Origin of the sequence: Actinoplanes sp. NPDC049118 (assembly GCF_040648555.1) — a bacterium.
GTDB lineage: Bacteria > Actinomycetota > Actinomycetes > Mycobacteriales > Micromonosporaceae > Actinoplanes.
This window is the reverse complement of the sequence record NZ_JBEZDY010000035.1, coordinates 31237-57363: the sequence shown is the minus strand read 5'-3', so window position 1 is coordinate 57363 and position 26127 is coordinate 31237. Positions and strand designations below refer to the sequence as shown.

General features: G+C 72.0%; 22 protein-coding genes. 10 read left to right on the top strand and 12 right to left on the bottom strand.

What is annotated here, in order from left to right; translation table 11 throughout:
* Positions 1–39 precede the first annotated feature (39 nt).
* Positions 40–417, bottom strand: coding sequence for a hypothetical protein (locus AB0B58_RS37420; protein WP_360234293.1), 378 nt, complete (start codon positions 415–417; stop codon positions 40–42).
* Between the two features lie 106 nt (positions 418–523).
* Here AB0B58_RS37420 and AB0B58_RS37415 point away from each other — a divergent pair, with 106 nt between their 5' ends.
* Positions 524–2602, top strand: a complete 2079-nt coding sequence (locus AB0B58_RS37415; protein WP_360234290.1) for a catalase — start codon at positions 524–526, stop codon at positions 2600–2602.
* A gap of 6 nt (positions 2603–2608) precedes the next feature.
* Here the strand turns inward: AB0B58_RS37415 and AB0B58_RS37410 are convergent, their stop codons facing one another.
* Positions 2609–2956, bottom strand: a complete 348-nt coding sequence (locus tag AB0B58_RS37410; RefSeq protein ID WP_360234287.1) for a hypothetical protein — start codon at positions 2954–2956, stop codon at positions 2609–2611.
* Between the two features lie 70 nt (positions 2957–3026).
* Entirely contained in the window at positions 3027–3431 is a 405-nt protein-coding gene (locus AB0B58_RS37405) for an MmcQ/YjbR family DNA-binding protein (protein WP_360234284.1), read from the bottom strand.
* A 185-nt stretch (positions 3432–3616) separates the two neighbouring features.
* Here AB0B58_RS37405 and AB0B58_RS37400 point away from each other — a divergent pair, with 185 nt between their 5' ends.
* Positions 3617–5137, top strand: a complete 1521-nt coding sequence (locus AB0B58_RS37400) for a PAS domain S-box protein (protein ID WP_360234281.1) — start codon at positions 3617–3619, stop codon at positions 5135–5137.
* Between the two features lie 17 nt (positions 5138–5154).
* On the opposite strand, the gene AB0B58_RS37395 is transcribed toward AB0B58_RS37400, so the two are convergent.
* Genes AB0B58_RS37395 through AB0B58_RS37380 form a run of 4 tightly spaced genes read right to left on the bottom strand, consistent with a single transcriptional unit; the run spans position 5155 to position 9055 of the window.
* A complete protein-coding gene (locus tag AB0B58_RS37395; RefSeq protein ID WP_360234278.1) occupies positions 5155–5820 on the bottom strand; it encodes a MarC family protein in 666 nt (221 codons plus the stop codon).
* A gap of 9 nt (positions 5821–5829) precedes the next feature.
* A complete protein-coding gene (locus tag AB0B58_RS37390; RefSeq protein WP_360234276.1) occupies positions 5830–7071 on the bottom strand; it encodes an arginine deiminase in 1242 nt (413 codons plus the stop codon).
* A 20-nt stretch (positions 7072–7091) separates the two neighbouring features.
* Complete coding sequence (locus AB0B58_RS37385; RefSeq protein WP_360234274.1) at positions 7092–8525, bottom strand: basic amino acid/polyamine antiporter; 1434 nt, start codon at positions 8523–8525, stop codon at positions 7092–7094.
* 44 nt (positions 8526–8569) lie between these two features.
* A complete protein-coding gene (locus AB0B58_RS37380) occupies positions 8570–9055 on the bottom strand; it encodes a DUF1269 domain-containing protein (protein ID WP_360234271.1) in 486 nt (161 codons plus the stop codon).
* 223 nt (positions 9056–9278) lie between these two features.
* Between AB0B58_RS37380 and AB0B58_RS37375 the strand changes: the two genes are divergently transcribed.
* A complete protein-coding gene (locus tag AB0B58_RS37375) occupies positions 9279–9791 on the top strand; it encodes a SigE family RNA polymerase sigma factor (RefSeq protein ID WP_360234268.1) in 513 nt (170 codons plus the stop codon).
* Between the two features lie 11 nt (positions 9792–9802).
* Complete coding sequence (locus AB0B58_RS37370; protein WP_360234265.1) at positions 9803–10552, top strand: hypothetical protein; 750 nt, start codon at positions 9803–9805, stop codon at positions 10550–10552.
* A 60-nt stretch (positions 10553–10612) separates the two neighbouring features.
* Here AB0B58_RS37370 and AB0B58_RS37365 read toward each other — a convergent pair whose 3' ends face one another.
* A complete protein-coding gene (locus AB0B58_RS37365) occupies positions 10613–11161 on the bottom strand; it encodes a helix-turn-helix domain-containing protein (RefSeq protein ID WP_360234262.1) in 549 nt (182 codons plus the stop codon).
* A 149-nt stretch (positions 11162–11310) separates the two neighbouring features.
* On the opposite strand from AB0B58_RS37365, the gene AB0B58_RS37360 reads away from it, so the two are divergent.
* The 4 genes from AB0B58_RS37360 (at position 11311) to AB0B58_RS37345 (ending at position 16819) form a co-directional block, all read left to right on the top strand.
* On the top strand, positions 11311–12915 hold the full coding sequence (locus AB0B58_RS37360; RefSeq protein ID WP_360234259.1) for an MDR family MFS transporter: 1605 nt from the start codon (positions 11311–11313) through the stop codon (positions 12913–12915).
* A gap of 182 nt (positions 12916–13097) precedes the next feature.
* Positions 13098–14093 carry a PHB depolymerase family esterase gene (locus AB0B58_RS37355; protein WP_360234256.1) on the top strand — a complete coding sequence of 332 codons (996 nt, stop codon included), beginning with the start codon at positions 13098–13100 and terminating at the stop codon, positions 14091–14093.
* A gap of 114 nt (positions 14094–14207) precedes the next feature.
* Entirely contained in the window at positions 14208–15536 is a 1329-nt protein-coding gene (fucP, locus tag AB0B58_RS37350) for an L-fucose:H+ symporter permease (RefSeq protein WP_360234253.1), read from the top strand.
* The gene (locus AB0B58_RS37345) at positions 15533–16819 is read left to right on the top strand and encodes an ABC transporter substrate-binding protein (protein ID WP_360234250.1); all 1287 of its coding nucleotides are present in this window, start codon (positions 15533–15535) and stop codon (positions 16817–16819) included. Before fucP ends, AB0B58_RS37345 begins: the two co-directional genes overlap by 4 nt.
* 24 nt (positions 16820–16843) lie before the next feature.
* Here AB0B58_RS37345 and AB0B58_RS37340 read toward each other — a convergent pair whose 3' ends face one another.
* Positions 16844–17185 carry a MerR family transcriptional regulator gene (locus AB0B58_RS37340; protein WP_360234247.1) on the bottom strand — a complete coding sequence of 114 codons (342 nt, stop codon included), beginning with the start codon at positions 17183–17185 and terminating at the stop codon, positions 16844–16846.
* Between the two features lie 64 nt (positions 17186–17249).
* On the opposite strand from AB0B58_RS37340, the gene AB0B58_RS37335 reads away from it, so the two are divergent.
* The gene (locus AB0B58_RS37335; RefSeq protein ID WP_360234244.1) at positions 17250–18317 is read left to right on the top strand and encodes a 12-oxophytodienoate reductase; all 1068 of its coding nucleotides are present in this window, start codon (positions 17250–17252) and stop codon (positions 18315–18317) included.
* Positions 18318–18322: 5 nt separating this feature from the next.
* Here AB0B58_RS37335 and AB0B58_RS37330 read toward each other — a convergent pair whose 3' ends face one another.
* Positions 18323–18595 (bottom strand): DUF4235 domain-containing protein, encoded by a 273-nt coding sequence (locus AB0B58_RS37330; protein ID WP_360234241.1) that lies wholly within the window; start codon positions 18593–18595, stop codon positions 18323–18325.
* Between the two features lie 160 nt (positions 18596–18755).
* On the opposite strand from AB0B58_RS37330, the gene AB0B58_RS37325 reads away from it, so the two are divergent.
* Positions 18756–19145, top strand: coding sequence for a DUF3618 domain-containing protein (locus AB0B58_RS37325; protein ID WP_360234238.1), 390 nt, complete (start codon positions 18756–18758; stop codon positions 19143–19145).
* 6 nt (positions 19146–19151) lie between these two features.
* Here AB0B58_RS37325 and AB0B58_RS37320 read toward each other — a convergent pair whose 3' ends face one another.
* Together AB0B58_RS37320 and AB0B58_RS37315 are read right to left on the bottom strand one after the other, a co-directional pair.
* The gene (locus AB0B58_RS37320; RefSeq protein WP_360234235.1) at positions 19152–23372 is read right to left on the bottom strand and encodes an AAA family ATPase; all 4221 of its coding nucleotides are present in this window, start codon (positions 23370–23372) and stop codon (positions 19152–19154) included.
* Positions 23369–26125, bottom strand: coding sequence for an SAV_2336 N-terminal domain-related protein (locus AB0B58_RS37315; protein WP_360234232.1), 2757 nt, complete (start codon positions 26123–26125; stop codon positions 23369–23371). The genes AB0B58_RS37320 and AB0B58_RS37315 overlap by 4 nt, the downstream gene beginning before the upstream one ends.
* Between the last annotated feature and the right edge of the window lie 2 nt (positions 26126–26127).

The following is a 26127-nucleotide window of genomic DNA, read 5'->3' as shown; positions in this document are numbered from 1 at the left end:
GCGACGGCGTGTGGCTTCGTCGCGGCGTTCTCCAAGGGGTCAGACCGTCGAGGTCAGGTCGGCGACCAGGGCCGTCCGGGTGGCACGCTCGGCGTCGTCCACGGCCGGGCGCCACGGGCAGGCGATGTCCACGGCGACCACCCGGCCGGTCGCCAGCAACCGGCGGCAGGCGGCCACCACCGCGCCCGCCGACGGCCCGCCGGGCGCGGGGAAGAGCAGCCCGGACAGCACGGTCGGCACGCCACCCGCCGCCACCACCGGCGCGACCGCGTCGGCGGTCGCCGCGCACAACGCGGTCAGCCGTTGCCAGAGGCCGGCAGCAGGGAAGTTCGGGCGCACCGTGACGTCCGCCCGCACCGGTATGCCGTCGTCCGGCAGCGGCTCGTCATGGTGATACGGCACCAGGATCGTCGTCATGCACCGACCCTAGGCCGAACAATCAGCGAATTCGATCAAGAAGTTTGCGCTTTTGCGTGGATAACTCCCGGAAAGGGGTACGTGAGACGCGGAAGGAGGGGCTTCGATGGACGAGCAGCGCACGGTACGGGGTTCCGGTGGCGAGACGCACCAGGTGGCCGGCGACGGGCGGCCGGGTCTGACCACGCAGCAGGGTGTGGTGGTCGGCGACGACCAGAACACGCTACGCGTCGGCGAGCGTGGGCCGGCCGCGCTGGAGGACTTCCACCTCCGGGAGAAGATCTTCCATTTCGATCACGAGCGCATCCCGGAGCGGGTGGTACACGCCCGCGGATACGGCGCGCACGGCTATTTCGAGACGTACGAGTCGCTGAGCGACCTCACCCGGGCCGACCTGTTCCAGCGTGCGGGGGAACGCACCGAGGCGTTCGTCCGGTTCTCCACCGTCGCCGGCAACAAGGGCTCCGCCGACCTCGCCCGCGACGTGCGCGGCTTCGCCGTGAAGCTGTACACCCGGGAGGGGAACTGGGATCTGGTCGGCAACAACATCCCGGTCTTCTTCATCCAGGACGCGATCAAGTTCCCGGACCTCATCCACGCCGCCAAGCAGGAGCCCGACCGCGGCTTCCCGCAGGCGCAGACCGCTCACGACAACTTCTGGGACTTCGTCTCACTCATGCCCGAGTCGGCACACATGCTGATGTGGATCATGTCGGACCGGGCCCTCCCCCGCTCGTTCCGGTTCATGGAGGGGTTCGGCGTGCACAGCTTCCGCCTGGTCGACGCCGGCGGGCGCAGCACCTACGTGAAGTTCCACTGGAAGCCGAAGCTCGGCATGCAGTCGGTGCTGTGGAACGAGGCCGTGAAGATCAACGGCGCGGACCCGGACTTCCATCGCCGCGACCTCTGGGACGCCATCGGCCACGGCGACCTCCCCGAGTGGGAACTCGGCCTGCAGCTGTTCGACGACGACTTCGCCGACCGCTTCGCCTTCGACGTCCTGGACCCGACGAAGATCATCCCGGAGGAGGAGGTCCCGGTCCGCCGGGTCGGCCGGCTGGTCCTCGACCGGGTGGTCGACAACTTCTTCGCCGAGACCGAACAGGTGGCCTTCTGCACGCAGAACATCGTGCCCGGCATCGACTTCACCGACGACCCGCTGCTGCAGGGCCGCAACTTCTCCTACCTCGACACCCAGCTCAAGCGCCTCGGCGGCCCGAACTTCACCAGCCTGCCGGTCAACGCGCCCCGGTGCCCGGTCGCGCACTTCCAGCAGGACGGGCACATGGCCCTGGCCAACCCGGCGGGCCGCGCCAACTACGAACCCAACTCCTGGCCCGCGGAGACCGGCGGGCCCCGGGAGGACCCCGAGCGCGGCTTCGCCTCCTACCCTGGAACGCCGGGCGGCGCCAAGCGGCGGCTGCGCCCGGAGAGCTTCGCCGACCACTACAGCCAGGCACGCCAGTTCTACCTCAGCCAGACCCCGACCGAGCGCGGGCACATCGCCGACGCGTTCGTCTTCGAGCTGAGCAAGGTCGAACGCGCGGACATCCGCGGCCGGATGGTCGCCGGGCTGCGCAACGTCGACGAGGACCTCGCCGCCGAGATCACCCGCGGGCTGGGCCTTCCCGGCCTGCCGGACCGTCTGGAGCCCGCCCGCGAACCGGTCCGCGACCTGGCGCCGTCGCCCGCGCTGTCCATTCTCGCCAACGGCCCGCACAGCTTCGCCGGACGCAAGCTCGGTGTCCTGATCACCGACGGCACGGACGCCGCTCTGCTCGCCGAGGTGCGCGCGGCGGCCGAGGCCGCCGGAGCCACCGTGGAGATCATCGCGCCGGTGGTCGGCGGCGTCGACGTCAGCGACGGCGGCCACGTCGTCGCCGACCAGAAGCTCGAGGGTGCGCCGTCGGTGCTCTACGACGCCGTAGCGATCCTGACCACCAAGGACGCCGCCGCCCGGCTGGCGCGCCAACCCGTGGCCCGGGACTTCGTCAGCGACGCACACGCGCACGCCAAGTTCGTCGCCTACGTCGACGACGCCGCGCCGCTGTTCACCGCCGCCGGCCTCACCGACTCCCTCGACGACGGCTTCCTGCGGATCGGCCCCGGCGGGCACCCCGCCGCCGACTTCCTCGACCGGTGCGGGCGACTGCGCTACTGGGACCGGCTCGACACCTCACGATGAGGAGTGTCACAGCTCGAAACTGTGTGGTCCTGGATGGCCGGCCGGTAACAGGCAGTCATCCTGAACGTCCTCATCCAGGGTCGTGCGATCGCAGAGCTCCAAGCGAACGAGCTCGCGCCGCTGCCCGCCCCAACGCAGCCACCACCAGTGATCGCCCTGCTGAGCGGCGACGACGAACGCGACATGTCTTCCCTTGTGCCCGGTGGCCAGCTCACAGGCGGCGAGATGGACCACGCGGCACAGTCGATCCCGCAGCTCACGCAGGGTCGCGTACTCGGCGGTGGAGATCGCGGTCTGCCGACCGCAGTGCGACCACGCTCGAGCGCCGTCGGCGTCCCGGAAGCACTGGACCATGGGCGAGGGAATACCCCGGCGAGCGCGGTTGACAACATCCGTTTCCCGCACGCCGTCCGCCTGAGGCGGATCACCGTGGGGAGTTCCGCCGGTCGAGCGCGGCGACCCGGCGCGATCCGGCAGTGCGCCGGTAGCTCGCGTCGAGCAACTCCCCGATCTCGTCCCAGTCGGTGCCGGCGCCGATGTCGACGCCGATCCACCCGGCGGGGCCCAGGTAGGCCGGCACGTAGCAGCCTTCGGCCACCAGCAGGGCCGCGCGCTCGTCGGGGCCGAGCAGGACCAGCACGGAGCTCTCGTGCTGCCGGTACGCGCCGCCGACCTTCACCGATCCCCCGTAGTAGGCGAACACCTTGGTCGTGAAGAAGGCGGGGTGCCCGTGCGAGATCTTCTCGGCCGCGTCGGGGAACGCCAGCGCCAGTGCCCGCACGCGGGCCAGGGCCGGGTCTGCATCGTCGAACATCAGCGGGTGCGTCATGGCCAAGAGGTAACCAGGGCATCGGGCGGAATCGTCAAGTTTGAGGGGCTGTCGCCTTCCGCGTGTCATCCTGAGCACGACAAGGTTCCCCGGCCAACCGGCTGATCAGCGCGCAAGCCGGGCAGCCTGGCGGCGCCCGGCAGCGGTACCCACCCGAGATGTCGGTGCCGGCTCCGGGGGGATGCATGAGGTACGACGATTGGCGGCGGGACCGCCGCGCACTCACCCCCGCCTGGTGGCGGATGGGGGTGCTGTCGCTCTCGATGCTGATCGTCGTCGCCGCCGCCACCGTCGACCTCGCGACGCCGTGGGGAACGACCCCGTTCGGGTTGGTCGTCGCGGTCGGCCCGGCGCTGGCGGCGGCATCGGCCCGCCCGTTGGCGGTGGCCGCCGTCGGGGTCCTCGCCATGCTGACGACCTGGGCCACCGCGTCCTGGCAGGGAACCGGCTGGACCGTTCACGACGAGGCGCGCCTGTGGGTGACCGGCGCGGTGACCGTTCTCAGCGTCGCGGTCGCCTACGGCCAGCGCGCCTGGGAACGCCGCGCCGGCCGGGGGGCCGAAGAGGAGTCGATACTCGCCGGGATCATCGAATCGTCCGAGGATTCGATCACCGCAACGGACGTCGACGGGATCGTCGTCTCCTGGAACCGCGGCGCCGAGCGGATCTACGGGTACACCGCGCAGGAGATGATCGGCCAGAGCATTCTCCGGCTCAGCCCGCCGGATCAGGCACCGAACATACCTCCCGTCCTGGCCCGGGTCTGCGGAGGCGAACGGGTCTCCCACTTCCAGACCCGGCGGCGGCACAAGGACGGCCACATCATCGACGTGTCGACAAGCGTCTCACCGATCCGCGACCGGTACGGCACCATCGTCGGCACCTCCGGCATCTCCCGGGACATCAGCGCCTTCAAACGCGCCGAGCGACAACGTCAGCAGATCCTCGAGCGCTCCGCCCGCGCCGAACGACTCGAAAGCCTCGGCCAGCTTGCCGGCGGCGTCGCACACGACTTCAACAACCTGCTCGCCATCAACCTCAGCTACCTCGAATTCGCCCTCGAGCAGACCGCCGACCCCGACATCCGCAACGACCTCATCCGCGCCAAGCTCAGCGCCGAACGCGCCCGCGACCTGACCCGCCAGCTCTTGGTCTTCGCCCGCAAGCAACCCACCGCCACCCAGACCATCGACCTCAACTCGATCATCAAGGAGACCCACGCCCTCCTCGACCGCACCATCGGCACGCACATCGAGTTCATCACCCGGCTCCCCGATCACCCCCTGCCCATCCGCGCCGACCGCAGCCGCATCGAGCAGGTCCTGTGCAACCTCGTCATCAACGCCCGCGACGCCATGCCGGCCGGCGGAATGATCATCATCGAGGGCGGCGTCATCTCTCTCAGCGACGACCCGACCCGGCAGCCGCGCCTGCCCTCCGGCACCTACGCCGACATCACCATCACCGACACCGGCACCGGCATGCCCCTCGACGTCGCCGCCCACGTCTTCGAGCCCTTCTTCACCACCAAGACCGAGCACCACGGCACCGGGCTCGGGCTCGCCACCGTCTACGGCATCATCACCGAGGTCGGCGGCACCATCACCCTCACGACGGAACCCAACGTCGGCACCACCTTCCGCATCCTCCTGCCGCTGGCCACTGCCGACGTCGACGCCGAAACCGACACTCCCGCGACGGCGTGACCACCCTGCGTCCGCCGTCAGCCGGTGCCGAGCGCGTTCTGCACGAGGTCGGTGAAGCCGTTGGCGAGCAACACCACGGCGATGCTGGTGAGCAGGATCCCGGCGACCCGGTCGAGGATGGCCGCCGCGGCCGGGGAGATCCGGCGTTCGACGTGCCCGGACAGGTACAGGGTGACGCCGGTGACCACGGCGTACGCGACCGCGGCCACCGACAGCCAGATCCGGCCGGTGACGCTGCCCGCGTCGGCGGAGGCCGCGACGCCGAACGCGAACGTGGTCCCGCCGACGGTCAGCGGGAACGTGATCGGCGTGAACAGCACCGACCGCGGCTCGGTCGCCGTCGCCACGGCCCTCTCCCCGGCGGGTGCGACCACCGGCTCGACATCCGGCACCGCTCCCCCGGTCCCGCGCATCAGCGGAACCGCGGCGAGGATCAGCGCGATGCCGCCGGTGGCGGTGAGCGCGGCGGTGCTGATCCCGAGCAGCTCCAGCAGCGGCTCACCCACCCAGATGGCCAGCAGCACGAAGACGGTGACGTTGACGGCCAGCCCCAGCGCCAGGCGCAACTGCTGGGGATGGCCGAACGGACGGATGATCGGCAGGTACGACGAGAGCGCGGCGACCGGGCTGTAGAGGGCGAACAGGGCCAGGAACAGCACCAGCGCCTCGTATCTGAAGGACACCGCGCGCCTTCAGAAGTCCAGGCCGTCGCGGATCAGCGGGCAGGTCATGCAGTGCCCGCCGCCGCGGCCGCGGCCCAGTTCGGCGCCGACGATGGTGATGACCTCGACGCCCGCGCGGCGCAGCAGGGTGTTGGTGGTGGTGTTGCGGTCGTAGGTGAAGACCACGCCGGGTTCGACGGCGACCGCGTTGTTGCCGCTGTCCCACTGCTGGCGCTCGGAGGCGTACACGTCGCCGCCGGTCTCGATGACCCGCAGCTCCTTGAGGCCGAGGGACTCGGCGACCACGTCGACGAACCTGCGGTCGCCCTCGTCGACGACCTCGACGCCGGGTTCGGCGTCGCTGGGCAGCAGGGAGAACGTGTGTACACCGTCCATGATGTTCGGGTACAGGGTGACGATGTCCCGGTCGGCGAAGGTGAAGACGGTGTCGAGGTGCATCGCGGACCGCAGCTTCGGCATCCCGGCTACCACGACCCTTTCGGCCGCGCCGCGCGCGAACAGGGCCGCGGCGACCTGGGTGATGGCCTGCCGGGAGGTGCGCTCGCTCATCCCGACCAGCACGACGCCGTTGCCGACCGGCATGACGTCGCCGCCCTCGAAGGTCGCCATGCCCCAGCCCTGCTCCGGGTCGCCCCACCAGACCGTGTTGCCGGCGAAGTCGGGGTGGAATTGGTAGATGGCCTTCATCAGCAGGGTCTCGTCGTGCCGGGCCGGCCAGTACAGCGGATTCAGGGTCACCCCGCCGTACAGCCAGCAGGTGGTGTCCCGGGTGTAGAGGGTGTTCGGCAGCGGGGGCATCAGGTACTCGCGGACGCCGGTCGTCTCCCGGGCCAGGGCGACGTAGCCGGGCCGGAAGTCGTCGGGCAGATCCGAGGTGGCCAGGCCGCCGATCAGGAACTCGGCCAGTTCGCGGGGCTTGAGCTCGTCGAGGAACGCCCGGGTGTCGGTGAGCAGGCCGAGGCCCACCTCGTTGGCGATGATCTTCCGGTCCAGCAGCCAGGCCTTCGCCTCGGGGATCGCCATGGTGTCGGCCAGCAGTTCGTGCAGCTCGACCACCTCCACCCCGCGCCCGCGCAGCTTGTTGACGAAGTCGGCGTGGTCGCGCTGCGCGTTCTCCACCCACATGACGTCGTCGAACAGCAGGTCGTCGGCGTTGGTCGGGGTGAGCCGGCGGTGCGCGAGCCCGGGCGCGCAGACCAGCACCTTGCGCAGCCGGCCGACCTCCGAGTACACGCCGTGGTTGATGGGCATGGCTTACCTCCTGCAGGGGTTCAGATGGAGATCCAGCCGGCCGCGAGCGCGGTGATGCCGGCGACTGCGCCGACGATCGAGACGGCGAGGATGACCAGTTCAGGGGCGGAGAACAGGCGCCGGCCCTGCTCCCGGCGGGCCTTGACGAACAGCCACGTCGCCGGTGCGTAGACGATGAAGGAGACGAGCAGGAACTTCGGCCCGGCGGCGACCAGCAGGAAGATCGTGTAGCCGACGGCGATCACCGCAACGGTCAGCTCGCGGCCCCAGCCCCTCGGCTGCTCGGTGTAGCTCTCGCGGGTGACGGCCAGCTTCAGCGCGTACCCGGCGGCGAGCAGGAACGGGATCAGGCTGAGCGCGCTGGTCAGGTCGAGGGCGAAGTTGAAGGCGTCGGCGGAGAAGTAGGTGACGATCAGCACGACCTGGATCAGGACCGTGGTCATCAGCAGGGCCGCGAACGGGACGTCGCCGTGTGTGGTGCGGCGCAGGAAGCGCGGCATGTCGTCGTCCTTGGCGGCGACGTACAGCACCTCGGCCGCCATCAGCGTCCAGGCCAGGTAGGCGCCGAGCACGGAGACGATCAGGCCGACGCTGACCAGGACCATGCCCCAATCGCCGACGGCCGCCTCGAGGACGCCGCCCATCGAGGGCTGCCGCAGCTGGGCGATCTCGTCGGCGGGCAGGATCCCGTACGACACGATGGTCACCGACGCGAACACGGCGAACACGGCGAGGAACCCGAGCACGGTGGCCCGGCCGACGTCCTCACGCCGCTTCGCGTGCCGGGAGTAGACGCTGGCGCCCTCGACGCCGAGGAACACGAAGACGGTGATCAGCATGGTGCCCTTGACCTGCTCGAACAGCGATCCGACGTCGGTGCCGCCGCGCAGGTTGTCCGCGAACACCGCCGGGTCCAGGGCGAAGAGGGCGAGCAGGACGAAGACCAGGATGGGTACGACCTTCGCGATCGTGACGATCCGGTTGAGCACCGCCGCGTCCTTGACGCCCCGCTGGATGAGGTAGAAGAACACCCACACGCCGACGGTGGACAGCACCACGGAGAGCACGGTGTCGCCGTCGCCGAGGGCGGGCACCACCGCGCCGACCGTCGACATGATCAGCACCCAGTAGGTCACGTTGCCGACGCAGGCGCTCGCCCAGTAGCCGAAGGCGGAGAAGAAGCCCAGGTACTCGCCGAAACCCGCCTTCGCGTACGCGTACACGCCGGCGTCGAGGTCCGGCTTGCGCATCGCCAGGTTCTGGAAGACGAACGCGAGCATCAGCATGCCCGTACCCGCGATCGTCCAGGCGACCAGCGCCCCGATGACCCCGGTCTCCTCGGCGAAGCGCCGTGGCAGGGAGAACACCCCGGCGCCGACCATGCCGCCGACCACCATCATGGTCATGGTGACGAGGGTGAGTTTCTGGGTCGTCGCCTTCTCGGTCACCGTCACGTGCTCACCTACCGCGGGTCAGGTCGTGGTCAACGCGCATGCCGTCAGGCCGCGCCGAGCTCCTCGGCCAGCTCCTTCTCCTGTTCGTGGGAGAGCGAGGTCTGGAGTACCTCGCCGCCGAACGGGCGCAGGGCGTCGGTGAACTTGTCCTCGGTGCGGTCACGGCTCATGATCACGACGGCCGCCTTGCCGGGGGTGAGCAGCGAGTGCACGCGCTCCCGGAACGAGTCGTTGATGCCCGACTTGCCCAGCTTGCCGAAGAGGGCGCCCATGGCGCCGCCGACCAGGGCGCCGGCAACCGGCACCAGGAACAGTATGCCGAAGATCGCACCCCACAGGGCCCCGGCTGCGGCACCGCCGGAGACGAATTTTCCGGGTGTGTCGACGTGGCTGTGCCCCTCGGAGTCCACGGTGACGACCGCCAGGCCGTTGAGCTCGACGATGTGGTCCTTCTGCAGCTGGAGGACCTGGGCATAGGCGCGCTTGGCGGTGTCGTGGTCGCCGTACCCGATGATGATCAAGTCGGACATGGGTCTTCCCTTCCTCTGAAGCTCTGGCGAAACGGAACGTATGCGCCGGACGGTGGACGCGGCCTCATCCCGCGCAGATGAGTCCCCGCCGCCCGGCCCGGCCGTGCAAGTGACCGGCGCGCCCGCAATGCATCGATGCTTGGCGATATCACCCCTGCCGGGTGATGGAACCGGCGCAAGACTGCCGGTGCAACCTCGACGCCGACGGATCCGTCATGTGGGTGTGAGAGGCGATCGAGACAAGCAGTTCCACGATTTCGTCCTGGCTCAGCGCGCCGGCCTGTTACGCACGGCCACGCTGCTGACCGCGGGCGACCGCCACCTGGCCGAGGACCTGGTGCAGTCGACCCTGACCAAGCTGTACGTGGCCTGGCCGTCCTTCCAACGCGCCGACAACGCCGAGGCCTACATGCGGCGCACCCTGACCAATGCGCTCAGTGACGAGCGCCGACGACTGTGGCGGCGCCGGGAACGGCCGACGGCCGAGTTGCCGGAGCTGCCGCGTACCGATCAGCACAGCGAGCCCATGGCCGACAGCCTGCGTACGGCGCTGCGCGAGCTACCGCCGAGGATGCGCGCCGCCGTGGTGTTCCGGTACTTCCACGAACTCACCGTCACGGAGACGGCCGCGGCCCTCGACTGCTCCGAGGGCACGGTGAAGAGCCAGACCTCCCGGGCGCTGGCACACCTGCGTACCGCCCTGGAAATCCGACCGGCCGCCCCGGCCTTTCGCTGAGAAGGAACGACATGGACCTGCACCGGCAACTCGACGCCCTCGCGGGCCCGGAGGTAACCCCCACCATGGCTGACATCGACTCCGACCTCGACCGCGGCCGGCGCGCCCTGCGCCGGCGCCGTACCGTCCAGAAGATCACCGGCTCGGCGTTCGCCGTGGCCGCGCTCGCCGCCGGCCTCCTGGTCGCGAACAGCGGCACCCCCGCTGGGACCACGCCGACGGTGGCGAAGGACCCGGGCTCGGTCGGCGTCACCGCCACCAGGCTCGTCGCCTACACGGGCGACCAGCCGAAGGGCTACACCATCGACAAGGTCCCGGACGGCTGGGAGATCCAGGCGGACACCGCCAGCGCCCTGATCCTGGCGCCGAAGGACGCCCTGGACCAGGACCCGCAGAGCTTCGTCGGCAAGATCGGCATCATGCTCCAGTCCAAGGACGAGCACGGCGCCCCCGAGGGCAGGAAGGTCACGGTCGGCGACACCCCGGGCGTACTGGTGCCCGAGCAGGAGATCACCGACCCCACCGCGCTCCGGCTTCGGGAGGAGGCCAAGCGTGCGGCCATCGCCAAGGGCGGACCCTCCGCGGCCCCGTTCCTCACCGACGACGGCGCGGACGACGGCGCCACCCTCTGGGTCAGGCAGCCCGGCGGCGTCTACCTGCTGGTCCAGTTCTGGGAGGGCCTCGGCCTGAGCGAGAAGGACATGCTCGAGATCGGCGCGGGCGTACACGTGCACAAGGGCGCCGTGCAGGGCGTCGGCTGATCCTGCCGGACTCAGTTGCGGGGCGGGCCGGGTCGGCCCGCCCCGCAGCTGCGTGCCGGGTCAGGAGAGCAGGTGTGCGATGTCGCGGGCGACGGCGTCGACCTGCTCATCGGTGGCGTCGAGCCCTTGTGCGGCGAACATGGTGACGTTGACGCTGAGCAGCGCGACCCGGGTACGCAGGGCCTCCTGCACCGTGGCGTCCGGGTCGGTGACGGCGTCGAAGAGGGTGCTCAGCCGCTCGTGGACGTTCTCCCGGCCGGGGTGCAGGTCCCGGACGACGTGCTGGTTGGCGAGGGCGAACTGCATGGCCTGCCGGCCGTGCTCGGCGCCGAGGCGCAGCATCCGGTCGATCACCTGCGTGCGCAGTCGCGGCCCGGGGGTCTGTGTCGACGCCCACGCGACCAGTTCGTCCAGGGCGGCCAGGTAGTCGCCGAACAGGGACCGGACGATGTCTTCCTTGCTGCGGAAGTGGTAGTAGAGCGCGGCCTTGGTGACGCCGAGGCGTTCCGCTATCTCCCGCAGCGAGGTGGCCTCGTAGCCCTGGCTGGTGAACAGCTCCATCGCCACCTGCCGGATCTCGGCCTTGGTGTCGCCCTGCCGTGCCGTCACACCGGTCATCCCCCTGCGCCCGCCCGTCGTTCCGCTCAGCTTACCGACCTACTTGCCGACGGGTAAGGTGTTCACTTACCGGTCGGCAAGTAGGAGAGCTTCGGCGCCACCACCCGATCCGGCGAACTGATCTCGAGGAAAGGCAATCTGTGACGTCTCACGCAGCGGACACCGCCCCGGCGGCACCAGCGAGGTTCAGCCACCGCGAGATCATGGTGACGATGAGTGGCCTGGTCATCGCCATGCTGCTGGCGATGCTGGACAACATGATCGTGGCACCCGCCCTGCCGACGATCGTGGGTGATCTGGGCGGCCTCAACCACCTCGCCTGGGTGACCACCGGGTACATCCTCGCCTCGACCGTGGCGACCCCGATCTGGGGCAAGCTCGGCGACCTGCTCGGGCGCCGCATCACCTTCATCGCGTCCATCGCGGTCTTCCTGGTCGGCTCCGTGCTGTGCGGCATGTCGCAGGACATGGCGCAGCTGATCGGCTTCCGCGCCCTGCAGGGCCTCGGCGCCGGCGGCCTCATGGTCGGCGTCATGGCGGTGGTGGCCGAGATCGTGCCGCCCCGCGAGCGCGGCAAGTACCAGGGCGTGATGATGGCCGTCATGCCGATCGCCATGATCGGCGGCCCGCTCGTCGGCGGCTTCATCACCGACCACCTCAGCTGGCGCTGGGCGTTCTACGTCAACCTGCCGCTCGGCGTGGCCGCCCTGGCCGTGTGCTGGTTCACCCTGGCCAAGCTGCCCCGCGGCACCGGCCGGGTGCGCATCGACTGGACCGGGTCGGCGCTGCTCACCACCTGGATCACCGCGCTGGTACTGATCACCAGCTGGGGCGGCACCGAGTACGACTGGGCCTCCGCGCCGATCATCGGCCTGGCGGTGGTGACCGTGCTGGCCTTCGTGGCGTTCGTGATCGTCGAGCGCCGAGCCGCCGAGCCGATCATGCCGCTGTCCGTCTTCCGCAACCGCAACTTCACCCTGGCCGGGATTCTCAGCTTCATCGTCGGCTTCGCGATGTTCGGCGGGATGACCTTCCTGCCGCAGTTCCAGCAGTTCGTGCAGGGTGCCTCCGCCACCAACAGCGGGCTGCTGCTGATGCCGATGATGATCTCCATGATGGTGACCTCGCTCGCCGGCGGCGCCGTGATCAGCCGCACCGGCCGCTACCGCGCCCTGCCGATCGCCGGCACCGTCCTGATGGCGGCCGGGCTGGCCCTGTTCGCCACCATGGGCACCGACACCAGCCGGACCATGACCTCGCTCTACATGGTCGTGCTCGGCGCGGGCATGGGCTGCCTCATGCAGACCACCATGCTGATCGCCCAGAACAGCGCGCCGCTGCGCGACGTCGGCGCGGCGACCGGGGCAGCCACGTTCCTGCGGAACATGGGCGGCTCGCTGGGCGTCTCCGTCCTGGGCTCGGTGTACGCACACACCCTCACCCACTCCATCACCGCCGATGCCGGCTCCGCCGCGACCGGCGCGTCCGCGAGTTCGGCGGCCCGGATGACCCCCGAACTGCTCCGCAGCCTCCCCGACGCCGCCCGGCACCTGTTCCAGCAGGCCGTCACCGACGGCATCGGCGCCGTCTTCACCTGGGGTGCCGTCGTGGCCGCCACCGGGCTCCTGATCGCCCTCGCCATCCGGCACGCGCCGCTGCGCGGCTTCGGCGAGGCGAAGGAGCAGTCCGCGGCCTCCGCGGACGCGACCACCGACGGCGCCGAGCTGGCGAAGGCAGCCGCCTGAGGGCGCGACAGGGCGCGCAAGCCCCGAGCGTGGCCGGGTCGCCGACGTGGCGCCCCGGCCATCGGGGTACCACCGCGCCATAGTGATGGCCGTCGACATGTGGCCGCCACATATGTCACAGGTCTGTCACATCACAGTAACCTCGGCGCAACAGATGACGGCTTCGCCGGCCGGAGGTTGCCATGCGACGCACATCAGGTCTCGCCCGGAGGCTCGGCCACCAACTCGCCGCGGCGGTGCTCGCCGTCGTTGCCGTCGCGGGCGTACCCGCGCCCGCCTCGGCGGCCGGTCTCCAACAGGTGGCGTCGTTCGGCTCCAACCCGGGCAACCTGGCGATGTACGCCTACCGCCCCGAAGGAATGCCGGCGGGCGCACCGGCCGTCGTGCTGCTGCACGGCTGCACGCAGAACGCCACCGGCTACTTCGCCAACTCGGGCTGGCGCACGTTCGCCGATCGGTGGCGCTTCGCGCTGGTGCTGCCGGAGCAGCGGCCGGGCAACAACGCCAACTCGTGCTTCAACTGGTTCGAGACCGGCGACACCGGCCGCGGCGCCGGCGAGGCGCTGTCGGTACGCCAGATGGTCGGCCACGCCGTCGCGAACCTCGGCGTCGACGCGGGCCGGGTGTTCGTGTCGGGCCTGTCCGCGGGCGGCGCGATGAGCGCGGTGATGCTCGCGACCTACCCGGACGTGTTCGCCGCGGGATCGGTCGTCGCGGGACTGCCCTACCGGTGCGCGACCTCGCTGATCGCGGCCATCACCTGCCAGTACTCGCCGCCGGACCGGTCGCCCTCGCAGTGGGGCGACCTGGTGCGGGCCGCCTACCCGGGTTACGCCGGCGCGCGGCCGCGCGTGGCGGTCTGGCAGGGACAGTCGGACTACACGGTGGTGCCGGCGAACGGTTCCGAACTGCGCGACCAGTTCACGAACGTGCTCGGTGTCGCGGCGCGGCCGACCGGCACCTCGACGCTGCCCGCGGGCACGACACTCGAGATCTACGGCGCCGACCTGCTGCGGCTCTACAAGATCGCCGGAATGGGGCACGGCGCGCCGGTCGATCCGGGCACGGCGGCCGACCAGTGCGGGACCGCGGCGGCATATTTCCTGGACACGATCTGCTCGGCCTACCACGACGCGGTGTTCTTCGGCCTCGCTCCGTTCAAGGAAACGAGGATGTAACGTCTGCGTAGTGGAACGGTAACTCACCGTACCCTTATCTGGCGTACCGGTCTGGCGCGCCGCAGCCCCGTGGCGACCGGCCGGTCCGGTCAGTGCGCCGCGGGGAGGTCGCAGATGGCAGGCATCGCCCCGGCGCCGATCGTCGACGACGCCGGGCCGGCGAAGGACACCTCGCTGGTCGGGCGCGGGATGTTGCCGCTCTTCATCGCCCTCATCGGCTGCTTCACCGCCTGGGGCGTCGCGCAGGATCTGACCACGCCGATGGTGGCCGGCTTCAAGCGGATCTTCGAGATGAGCACGTTCCAGGCGTCGCTCGTCCAGCTGGCCTACTTCGGCGCGTACTTTCTGCTCGCGCTCCCCGCCGCCTTCATCAATCAACGCTTCGGCTACAAGACCGGCATCCTGTGTGGGCTCGGGCTGGCCGCGCTCGGCGCGTTCTCCTTCTACCCCGCCAGCAAGATCATGACCTACGAGGCCTTTCTCGTGGCCCTGTTCGCGATGGCGGCCGGCTGCTCGATCCTGGAGACCTCCGCGAATCCGTACGTCATGGCGCTCGGGCCCGAGCCGACGGCGACCCGGCGGCTGAATCTCGCCCAGGCGTTCAACCCCGTCGGCACGAACATCGGCGTGCTGCTCGCCTCCACGCTCATCCTGCCCAAGCTCGCCGACCCGGTGGACATCTCGTCACTGACGCCGGCACAGCTGCACGCGATCCGCGCGGGCGAACTCGGCGCGGTGATGGCGCCCTACCTCGGACTCGCCCTCGTGCTCGTCCTCATCGCCTTCACGATCGCCAGCCAGAAGGCGCCGCCGATCGTCGAGGAGTTCCCCGACGCCGGCCCGCACGAGGGCGGTACGCGCGGCCTGTTCCGGGCGCTGTGGGCCAACAGGCACTACCGCTACGGCGTCGTGGCACAGTTCTTCAACGTCGCGGCCCAGGTGTGCACGTGGACCTTCCTGATCCAGTACGTGCAGCAGGCGCTCGGCGGCAGCCTCGCGATGGGCGGCTTCTTCCTGCAGCTGAGCCTGCTGGTCTTCCTCGCCTCGCGGTTCCTGATGACGTGGGTCATCGGCCGGGTCCGCGCGACCCTGGTGCTCGCCGTCCTGGCCCTGTTGGCGGTCGCGCTGTGCTTCTTCGCGATGGCGAGCCCCAACCTGGCGGGGGTCCTCGCCGTGGTGGCCCTGTCGTTCTGCCTCTCGCTCATGTTCCCGACGATCTACGGCGTCGCCCTCAAGGGCCTCGGGCCGGCGACCAAGTTCGGCGCGGCCGGGCTCGTCATGGCGATCGTGGGCGGCGCGATCATGCCGCTCGTGCAGGGCGCGCTGGTGGACGGCACGACCGCGGCCCTCTCGTTCATCGTTCCCGCCGCCTGCTTCGCAGTCGTCGGGCTGTACGCGCTCTACGACCTCAGGGCCCGGCCAAGCCTCGCGGGGACGGCATGAGCGCGCGGCAGGCGGTGGCGGCCGTCGTCGCGGTGGCGGTGCTCGCCGCGGGCGGCTGCGGCGCCGATGCGCCGACCAGCGCCGTCAGGGACACCGGCCGGCTCGAGGTCGTCTCGTGGTGGACCTCCGGCTCGGAGGCCGCCGCGCTGGGCACCCTGTTCGCCGCCTTCCGCGCGGCGAATCCGGGCGTCGACGCCGTCAACGCCGCGGTCGCGGGCGGCGGCGGCTCCCAGGCGATCGTGGCGCTGGCCGAGCGGCTGCGCAGCGACGACCCGCCCGACGTGTGGCAGACCTTCGCCGGCAGGTCGGTACAGGCGTACGCCGACCGCGGGGTCGTCCGCGACGTCTCGCCGGTCTTCACCGCCGGAGGGCTGAGCGCGACCATGCAGCCGACGGTCCTGCGGTCGGTCCTGCACGACGGCAGGGCCTACGGCGTGCCGACGGGCGCGCACCGCAGCAACGTGCTGTGGTTCAACACCGCGCTGCTCGCGAAGGCCGGCGTCGCGCCGCCGCCGGCCGGCTACCCGCTCGCCGCCTTCCTGGGCGACCTGGAGAAGGTCAAGGCCTCCGGCGCCGTACCCCTGTGTCTCGGCGCCAAGGACCCGTTCGCCACCGTCGAGCTCTTCGAGAACGTGCTGCTGAGCACGATCGGCGTACAGGGCTGGCAGAACATGGCCGCCGACCGGCTGGACTGGCGCGGCACCCGGATCGAGTCGGCGCTGAGCTCCTTCGGCGACATACTCGCCTACGCCGACCCCGGGGCCGGCGACCTGACCTGGGACGCGGCCACCAAGAAGCTGGCGGCGGGCGGCTGCGCGTTCGAGTCCATGAACGACTCCGCGTACGGCGAACTCGTGGCCGGCGGCGCCCGCGACGGCAGGGAGTTCGGCTCGGTGGCGTTCCCTGGCACCGGCGACAGCTTCCTCGCCGTCGTCGACGTCTTCGTCGCGGCGACCAGGGCCCAGAATGCCAAGAACGCGCTCGCGTTCCTGAGCGAGATCAGCGGGCCGCCGACCCAGATCGCCTTCAGCCGGGCCAAGGGATCGGTACCGGTCCTGCGCGACGTCGACGTCTCGTCGCTCTCCGCCTACCAGCGGAACTCCTCGAAGAGCCTCTGGACCGCGCCGGTGGTCCTCTCCATCGCACACGGCGAGGCCATGAGCCCGGCGTTCCAGGAGGGCTTCTACGACGCCGTCGCCGCCTACGTCCGCACCCGGGACCCGGACGCCTTCGCCACCGAACTCGAGAACGCGGTCTCCCAGGGCAGGATCCCCCCGCGCTGACGCCCGGTGACTCCGCCGGCGATGTCAGACGGCGTACTGCTCGACCAGGCCGGCCAGGATGTCGCGGGTCCGGTGCAGCGAGCTGATCTGGTCCTCGACCCGGGCCAGTTCCGAGCGCAACCGCCCGGCCAGCCAGGGCGTGCGGATCGCCTTCTCGGTGATGCACGGCAGGATGTCGTAGATGGTGCTGCTGGACAGGCCGGCGGCGAGCAGCGTCTGTATCAGAGTGACGCGCGCGACCGCGGACTCGGGATAGTGCCGCTGCCCGCCGGGGCTGCGCTCGCTCGCGAGCAGCCCCTGCTCCTCGTAGTAGCGCAGCGATCGCGCGCTCGCACCGGTCGCCGCCGTCAGGTCTCCGATGCGCATGGGCGTGTCTCCCTCGCCACAAAAACTTGTCCTTGACGTCAGTGTCAGGTTTTAGCGTAGCGGCATGACCAGGACGACCACCACCCCGCTGGGTTCGCTGCTCGAGCCGGTGACCCTTTCCGGCCTGCCGCTGAACAGCCGTCTCGCGATGGCACCGATGACCCGGTTCCGTTCGCCCGGCGGTGTTCCGGCGCCCGAGGTCGCCGCCTACTACCGGCGCCGGGCCGAACACGGCATCGGTCTGATCATCAGCGAGGGGGTGCTGGTCGGCCATCCCAGCGCCGGCCACGAGACGACCGTGCCGCGGATGACCGGCGGCGCGGCCGAGCGGGGCTGGCTGCGGGTGACCGACGAGGTGCACGCCGCCGGCGGGCGGATCGCCGCGCAGCTGTGGCATCTCGGCAGCGCACGCGAGCCGCTGGACGGGATACCGGCCTGGACCCCGTCGGGCGTGCCCGGCGGCAGCCACGCGATGACCCTCGCCGACATCGACACGCTGCTCGCCGCGTACGCCGACGCCGCCCGCGTGGCGGTCCGGGCCGGGTTCGACGCCGTGGAGATCCACGCCGCGCACGGCTACCTGCTCGACGAGTTCCTCTGGCCGCACACCAACCGCCGCGCCGACCGTTTCGGCGGCTCACCCGCCGCGCGGGCCGCCTTCCCGGCGGACGTGATCCGGGCGGTCCGCGCGGCGATTCCGGCCGAGATACCGCTCATCGTGCGGTTCTCCCAGTTCAAGGAGCGCGACTACGCCGCCCGGATCGCCGAGTCACCCGCCGAGCTGGCGGTGCTGCTCGATGCCTTCGCCGCGGCCGGCGCCGACGTGCTGCACGCCTCACAGCGCAACTTCGCCGACCCGGCGTTCCCCGGCTCACCGCGCAATCTGGCCGGCTGGGCCCGGCACCTCACCGGCCTGCCGTCCATCACCGTCGGCTCGATCGGCCTGACCCGCGACTTCCTCGGCTCCGGCGCGCTGCGCGGCCTGCTCGACCGACTCGACGCCGGCGAATTCGACCTCGTCGCCCTCGGCCGCATCCTGCTGCGCAACCCGGCGTGGGCGACCCTGGCCGCGGCCGGACGGCTCGACGAGATCCACGACTACCGCAAGGCCGACCAGGACACGTACCTCTAGCGCGTTCAGGCGGGCCATTCTCCGGTGGCTCTGCGGACGCCGGTGGCGCCGGCCCGCTCGACGGCGGCCTTGACCAGCGCGAAGATCGCGCCCTGGATCGCGGCCGCGAGGAGGATCTCGCCCCACCCGCGATCCTCGTCGGTGGCGTTCGGAGCGTCGTCGTCGTGCCCGACCAGCTTCCACGTCTGCTTGAACAGCAGCCCGGCCACCGCGCCCGCGCCGGCGCCGGCGAGCCATCCGACCGGGCGGTACGCGATCTTGGTCGTCCTACGGGTCATGCCAGCCTCCAGTACCTGCTTGAACCACTGAGACCGGTGGTTCCCCGGCTGACGGCGGTGAAACCCGGCCCGGCGGCGTGAATGAACGACGAGGTCACGTTAGGGGTCCGCGCCGGGTGGGCAAGCAGGCGGACACAGCTCGACCGTGAGGAGAGAGAACATGACGACCGACTACACCACCGATGGCGTGACGACTCCGCGGACCGCTCCGGGCGCTCCGGAGAACATCCGGGCGGACATCCAGCGGACCCGCGCCGACCTCGGCGCAACCGTCACGGCGCTCACCGGCAGGGTGAATCCCCGTGCGCGTCTTCGCGGCGCCCTGTCGAACATCAGGACCAGGTCCGCATCCGGCGTCTCCCGCGTCCGGGCGCAGGCGCCGCGGCGAGCGCGGCAGGTACAGCAGGCCGTCCGCAACCGGCCCGTGCCGGTAGCGGTGGCCGCCCTCACCGCCGCCGGTGCCGTGGCCGCGGTCGTCCTCGGTCGCCGCCGAGCGGTGAAGGCGCGGTCGGCACGAGGCCGCCGGCTCCGCGGCCTGCTGCACCGCTGAGCGCCGTCAGGCGGCGGGCAGGCGCAGTGCGACGACCTCGCACTCGGACCCGGCGACGACCATGCCGTCACGGGAGACGGCCAGCGCGGACACGGCGTACGGCATCGCGATCGCGGCGAGCTGCCGGCGGCTGACGAGGTCCCAGGCGCGAACCACATGGTCGTGGCCGGCGGTGAAGATCGCCGGGCGCCCCTCGAGTCGCGCCGCCGCCAGGCCGTAGATCGGGCCCTCGTGCGCCCGGATCGCCGGGGCGGCCCGCCCCGCGGTGGCGGGGTCCCACCAGTGCAGCCGGCCCTCGGTGTCACCGGTCAGGACGAGCGGGGTGCCGCCCGCTCCCTCGGCGCAGGCGACCGCGTGCATCCACGCCCCGTGCTCACCGAGTACCGCGGTGAGGCTGCCGTCGCGCAGGTCCCAGACGCGTGCGGCCCCGTCGTCGGCGGCGGTCACCACGACCTGCCGGCCGCCGACGCGGCCGCACGCCAGGGCGTTCACCCCGCCGCCGTGCTCGGTGAGCACGGGACCGTACCTCCGGCCGTCGCGCAGGTCCCAGGCCTGCGCCGTGCCGTCGTTGCTTCCGGTGACGACCAACGGCACGCCCTCGACGACGGTGGTGGCGAGGCCGAACACGCCACCGGCGTGCCCGGCCAGGAGTTGCCGCTGCCCGCCGGAGCGCAGGTCCCACACGATCGCCGCCCCGTCGTTGCCGCCGGTGATCGCCACCGGGCCGTCACGGGTGCCGGCGCAGGCCACCGCGAAGACCCCGCCGTGATGGCCGTCCAGAACGCGCCGCCGCCGACCGGATCGGATGTCCCAGACCATGGCGGTTCCGTCGCTGCTGGCGGTGACCGCGAACGAGTCGAGCAGTCCGACGCCGTTGGTCCACGCGGTGTGCCCGGTCGGCGAGCGCCTCGCGGTACGGGCCTCGCGCAGCGCCACCACCCGGATGGTCGCGTCGGTGCTGCCCAGCACGGCGACCGGCCGGTCGCCGACCCGGGCGCAGGCGAGCCCCTTGACGGCATTGCCGGAGTGGCCCACCACGACGTAGGTCGGATCGCCCGCGGTCAGTGCCCAGATCCTGAGGATCCCGTCGTCGCCGCCGGTTATCGCGTACGGCCGGCGGTCGATCGTGGTGCAGGCGGCGGCGTTGACCCGGCCGCGGTGGTGCCCGAGGGTCCGGTCCCGCCGCCGGCCGTCGCCCGGGTGGCGCACGATGACCGCACCGTCGGCCGTGCCGCTTACCACGACGCGCCGGCCGTTCACGACGGTCTCCGCGGCGGCCGTCACCTCGGCGTCATCGGGCAGCGGACCGAGCAGCTCGCGGAGCCCGGGTGCGGCGCCGCCCGGCTCGGCCTCCTCGACGACCGTCCCGTCGGCCAGGTGCAGGCTGAAGCCGTCCGCCCCGGTGATCGCGGTGCACCGCCCCAGGGTGTCGAACTCCTGCGGTGCGCCGGACTCCAGATTCCACCGGTGCGCCGTGCCGGCCACCGTGCTGCTCATGGCGTAACCGCCGGACACGGCGAGCGCTGTTATCGCGCTCCGGTGCGGCAGGGGCGCGCCGACCGCGTCCCCGGTCTCCACGTCGTAAGCCTGGAGGACCCGATCGTCGACGTTGACGACGGCCAGCGGCCGGTTCGCCACGACCGCGCCGGCGGCGAACTGGTTCCACGTCGCCGACGTCTGCCAGGCGCGCCCCACGGCGGTGCCACGGCGCAGGTCCCAGGCCCGGACCGTGCCGTCGGTACCGGTGCTGACCGCCCACGTCCGGCCGCCCTGCGCCACGGTCGCGATGCCGTGCACCCGGCCCCGGTGACCGAGCAGGTTCGCCGTCACGGCGGCGTTGGCCTGACTGCCGGTCGCCCAGACCGGCCGCCACCGGCCGCCGGCGGCGAGGAGCCCGGCCAGGTCGGCGAAGCCGTGCCGCAGGGCGTCGATCATGAGGATCTGCCGCCGCTCGTCAGGTCCGACGAGGCCGTGTCGGTGCGCGCTGGTGCGGTAGACGGTGGCGATCCGCCTGGCGGTCGCCGATTCGGCGCGGTCCAGCTCGACGATCAACGTCGACGGTTCCGCCCGGGCCACGAAATCCGGGTCGGTCAGCAGGACGTCCAGCGCAGGCGCGTCGGCATGCTGGGCGAGATGCCGCACCAGGTACGGCGCCGCCCGCGCCCAGACCGGCCGGCCGTCGTGGCGCGGCACGGCGCTGAGCAGCGCCGCCAGGACGTGGCCGCCGGCGTCGCCGGCCAGCTCCTCGGCGAGGTTGTTGTGGAACAGCCGGTAGAGCGTGGTGCCGTCGGTCGACTCCGGTGCCAGGCGAAGGTAGAACCGCAGCGAGGCGAGGTCGTTGCGGATCTGCCGGAGGTTGGGCACCCGGCTCAGGCCGGCGGCGCGGGCCAGCGCGGCGCACACCGGTTCGAGCAGTTCGAGCGGCATGCCGTCGCCCCGCGCGTGCGCCACCGCGACCAGCAGCCGGCGCAGCCGGGACGCGCCGCCGGCCCGGCCGCGCAGATCGAGCGCCAGGAGATCCGGCAGGGTACGCGGTACGCGCCGGCCGTGCTCGCCGGCGGCCGGCGCGTCGTTCACCGGCGTCTTCGCGGTGGCCCGGACGAAGGCGTGGGTGAACAGGGCCGCGATCAGAAACTCGCCGCGTGCCCGGCCGTCGTCCCCGTCCTCGGGGACCAGGGTGTCGGCGACCGCGCCGGCGAACGCCTCGACGACGTCGCGATGGCCGGCGTCGTCGTACTGCGGCTCCCGGCTCAGCAGCGTCTGCACGTACCGCTTCAGGTCGGAGCGCAGCTCGTCCGGCGGCGTCCGGTCCAGGTCGACGACCCGGCCCTCGCCGGCGGCGAGGTCCCGCAGCGGCCGCAGCTGGGTGTCGTCGCGCGCGCCGACGAGAAGCCGGCAGGCCGGCCGCCCGTCCGGGCGCGAGCGGGTCAACGGGAAGAGCAGCTCGGTCATCAGGCCGTCCGGTACGTTCGCCTCGTCCAGCGCGTCGATGATCAAAGTGGGCGGCGCCGGCCGGGCCAGCACGGCGGCCAGCAGCCGGTCGACGGTCCAGTTCTCCGGGTCGGGTCCGAGCTCCCACTGGCGCACCAGGGAGGCGACGACGGCGTCCACGGTGCGCTCGCGGGCGTGCACGGCAGCGAGGCCGGGATTTCGGGCGGGCCGCACGGCCAGGCCGTGCCAGATCGGCTCCGTCTCGTCGCGCAGCTGCCGGTGCGCGGCGCACACCAGAACACCGAGCAGCGCCGACTTGCCGGCCCCCGGGCTCCCGGTGACCAGGACGATCCCGTCTCCGTCGCCGGTGTCCAACCAGTCGACAAGCGTCCGCAGCTCGGACTCGCGTCCGGTGAAGTAGCCCATCGTGCCCGGGCGGTCGGGCAACAGGCCGGAGGCGCGCTGGCGGAAGTGCAGGTCGTCGGCGACCTCGTCCAGGAACGGCCGGGCGAGCCGATCGGTACGCCGCCCCGCCCAGGCGGCGCCGTCCTGGGAGGCGCACGGGTTGACGAAGAACGGCAGATCCGGCTCGCCGTCGATCGGCGTGCCCCGCACGTTCTGCTCGGGCAGGCCGCGCTCGCGGGCCACCGCGGCGGTCTCGCTGCGCAGGTACTCGATCATCGCGGCGTACGGCACGTGCCGGTAGGACGGGAAGATGTCGATCCTGCCGGTGCTCAGCCGGTTGAGGAAGTTGGCGACCGCCTGGCTGAAGCAGCCGGCGAACGCGTTCTCCCTGATCTCGCTCGCCGCTATCACCCACGCCCGGCCGGGACCGCCGGCGCGCCGGAGCTGCCAGCCGAGCGTCGCGGCCACGCCGGCGTGACAGACGTCGAGCAGGAACAGCACGAAGGGCGGGTCGGGGTCGTGCTCGATGTCCTTGATCCACTGCTCGACCTCGGTGCCGGGCAGCCACCTGCCGTCGGCGCCGACCACGTACAGGGACTCGTCGAGCATCTTGGCGTGCCCGACTACGTGGACGATCAGGACGTCCTCCGCCGTGCCGCCGAACGCCTTCCGCACCCGGCTCGCGGCCGTGGCGGCGGTCAGGCCGCGGTCGAGGCCGTGCCGCCGGGTGGAGTACGCCACCCGTTTCAGGGCGGCGGCGACCGCGCGGACCCGTTCCGGCACGAACGGCAGGTCCCGGTACGGGCCGGGATCACCCTCCACGGGTACGGCGGTCGCGCCGTACCCGTGGATGCCGATGCTTGTCGCCCGGCGGACTACGGCGCCGCTCATCCGGATCCGCGGTGCCGTGCCGTACGCAGCGCCCGGGCGATGCCCCGCTCGCCCGCCTCGTCCAGGAAGTCGATCACGCGCAGCACGAGCCGGGAGACCGCGGGCTCGGCCGACTCGGCCGCCGCCGCCCCGAAGATCAGCGGAGTCAACCCGGCGTAGGCGGCCCAGGTGCGCGGATCGTCCGGCGGGCCCGGATCCACCCCGGACAGCGCGAGATGGACGGCGTCGCACGCGGCCCGCGCCTGCGCCGCGGAGGCTGCCGCCCGGACGCCCTCGCGGATCGCGGGGCTCAGCCACACCTCGCCGTCGCCCCGGTCGACCAGCCCGGTGGCCGCGAGGTCGCCGGCCGCGCCGACCAGCGGCACCGGCACGGGCGAGCTACCGGCGAACGCGCAGCGCAGCAGCGCGGCGGCCGTCTCGGGCGGGAGCTCGGCGAGAAGCTGACGGCACGCCGCGGGCATCGGGTCGTCCGCGGCCCCCACCGCGGCCACCGTGTCCGGGTCGAGCGGGCTACCCGCGGTCGCGCGCCAGGCCTGCAGGACCCGGAGGCCGGCGGGCTGGAACCGCTCGGCGGTCTCAGCCCACTCCGGCCCCAGCTCCCGGCGCTCCGCGGCCTCCAGGTCGACCGGGACCGTCCGCTCCGGGTCGAGGTCGCCGTCGCGGGTCGTCACGATCGTGTGCCCGCCGGCCGGCAGGTACGGGGTGAGGTCCGTGCCCGGGTCCAGACCGTCGAAGACGAGCAGCCAGCGCCGGACCGGCTCGCCGTCGGACAGGGCGGCCACCGTCTGCGAGGCCCAGCCGGGCAGGACCGGCAGCCCCGGGACGCGCTCCGGCACGGGCAGCCCGAGCTCCCTGCCGAGGCCGGCCAGCGCGGCACGGATCCGCTCCGGACGGTCGGCGGGAATCCACCAGACGATCTCGTAGTCGTCCGCGTAGCGCCGGGCGTACGCCGCCGCCACGGTGCTCGTACCGCTCCCGCCGGGGCCGGCCAGGACGCAGGGTCGCGACGGACCGTCACCGGTCAGCATCGCGCGTACCCGCTCGACGCGGACGTCCGTGCCGACCAGCCGTCCGGTGGGCCGCGGTGCCGCGCCGAGCCGGAACCAGAACGCGGGCTCTTCCCCGCCCTCGGCGACCTCGCCGGCCGGCATCGAGGGTGTGGCCGGAACGTCCACGGCGGCGCCGCCCAACGTTCGTCGCAGCAGGGCGGCCTGCTCGGCGTAGGGGCCGCCGAGCTGGTCGAGCACCGTGACCGCGACGCTGGCGAACGGCCTGACCGTCGGGCTCAGCGTCGTCTCGGCATCGGCCAGCACCGCGGTGAAGTCGACCGGCTGGCCGAAACGGCGGGTGAGGAAGTCGCTGACCCGCCGGAGGACGTCCAGCGCCTGCTGCCGCGTGAGGGTGCTGATCAACAGTTCGCGCAGGCCGGGCATGAAGTCGTACTGGATATCGTCCGGCTCGACCGGCGCCTCCGCCAGGGTGACCCGGCGTAGCAGGCCGCTGAGGAAGAGCTCGGCGAACTGGCGGTGATCGCTGTCCGGCACGGCGGCGGCCTGGATCAGGCGCATGACCGGCAGGGTCAGCGGAGCGGCCGCGGCCAGGTGCGCGGCGAGCCGGAACGCCGCCGGTGAGGCGGTCGTGCGGAACGCGAAGACCCGGTCGACCGGGTCGGCGGGCGGTGTCTGCGCCTCCTCGGCCGGTGCGACGCCGTCCCCGGTGAGCAGGCCCATGCCGCGGACCGGGCCGAAGGCGGTGCCGGCCACCATCGCCGCCCACTGCTCGACCCAGCGCGGCGCCAGCTCGATGACCGGGACCGGGACCCCGTCGCCGCCTTCGTCGATCAATGCCGGCGCGGGCCGGGAGACCCGCAGCCGGGAGTTGGGCAGGCCGGGCGCGACGGACTGCAGCTCGATCGGGGTGAACGGTACGGCGCAGCGCGACCACATCGTCTGCGGCAGCGGCTGCACGATGACCACCGGACCGCTGCGGCCCCAGCGTTCCAGGATCGGCGCCATCGCGCCGCTGCTCCAGGCCTCGCCGACGCAGTCGCTGAAGACCATCACCAGGCGACGGCCGGTCGGGTCCACGATCTCGTCCGGGCTGTGCACCCGGATGTCGCGGCGGGAGCCGGTCAGCGCCAGCCGCGGCGGCCCGCCGTCGTCCCGCCTGCTGACCAGGTGCCAGCGGCGGATGTCACGGAACGCGCCCTGCCGGGCGAGCAGTTCCTGCAGCTCGTTGGAGACGGAGTGCCAGATCACCATGGAGTCGCTGTCGTCGAACACCAGAGCCAGGTCCAGCCAGCGGGCCGGGGCGGGCCGGAAGACGATCGTGAGCAGATCGGTCTCGGCGGTCCGGTGGGCCGAGGCCTCTGGGTCGATCACCATCCACCTGCTGCTCGTGTCGGCGCTGCGCCGCAGCGGACGGAGGGCCCGCTGCAAGGCCCGGCGATTTCGTAGTGCGGGGGCCGAGGGCACCCGCAGCGTCGGCCCGCGGGCCTGCGCACCCTGGAGGACGAGATCCGCTTGGGGGCGTCCCCGGGTACGGGGCTCGTCGGCCGGCACCCGGTCCTCCGGTTCGCCGTCCGTCTGCGGTACCGGCGGCGGCTCCGGCGTGCCGTCGTTCGCAGGCGTGTCGCCGGCCGGTGTCGCGGTGAGATCGCCGGCCGCCGGCAGGAACCGGGCGAGCCACACGGCGTCCGCCAGCTCCACCGCCGACACCTCGCCCGGCGCCGCCGCCACCAGCCGATCCAGCATGC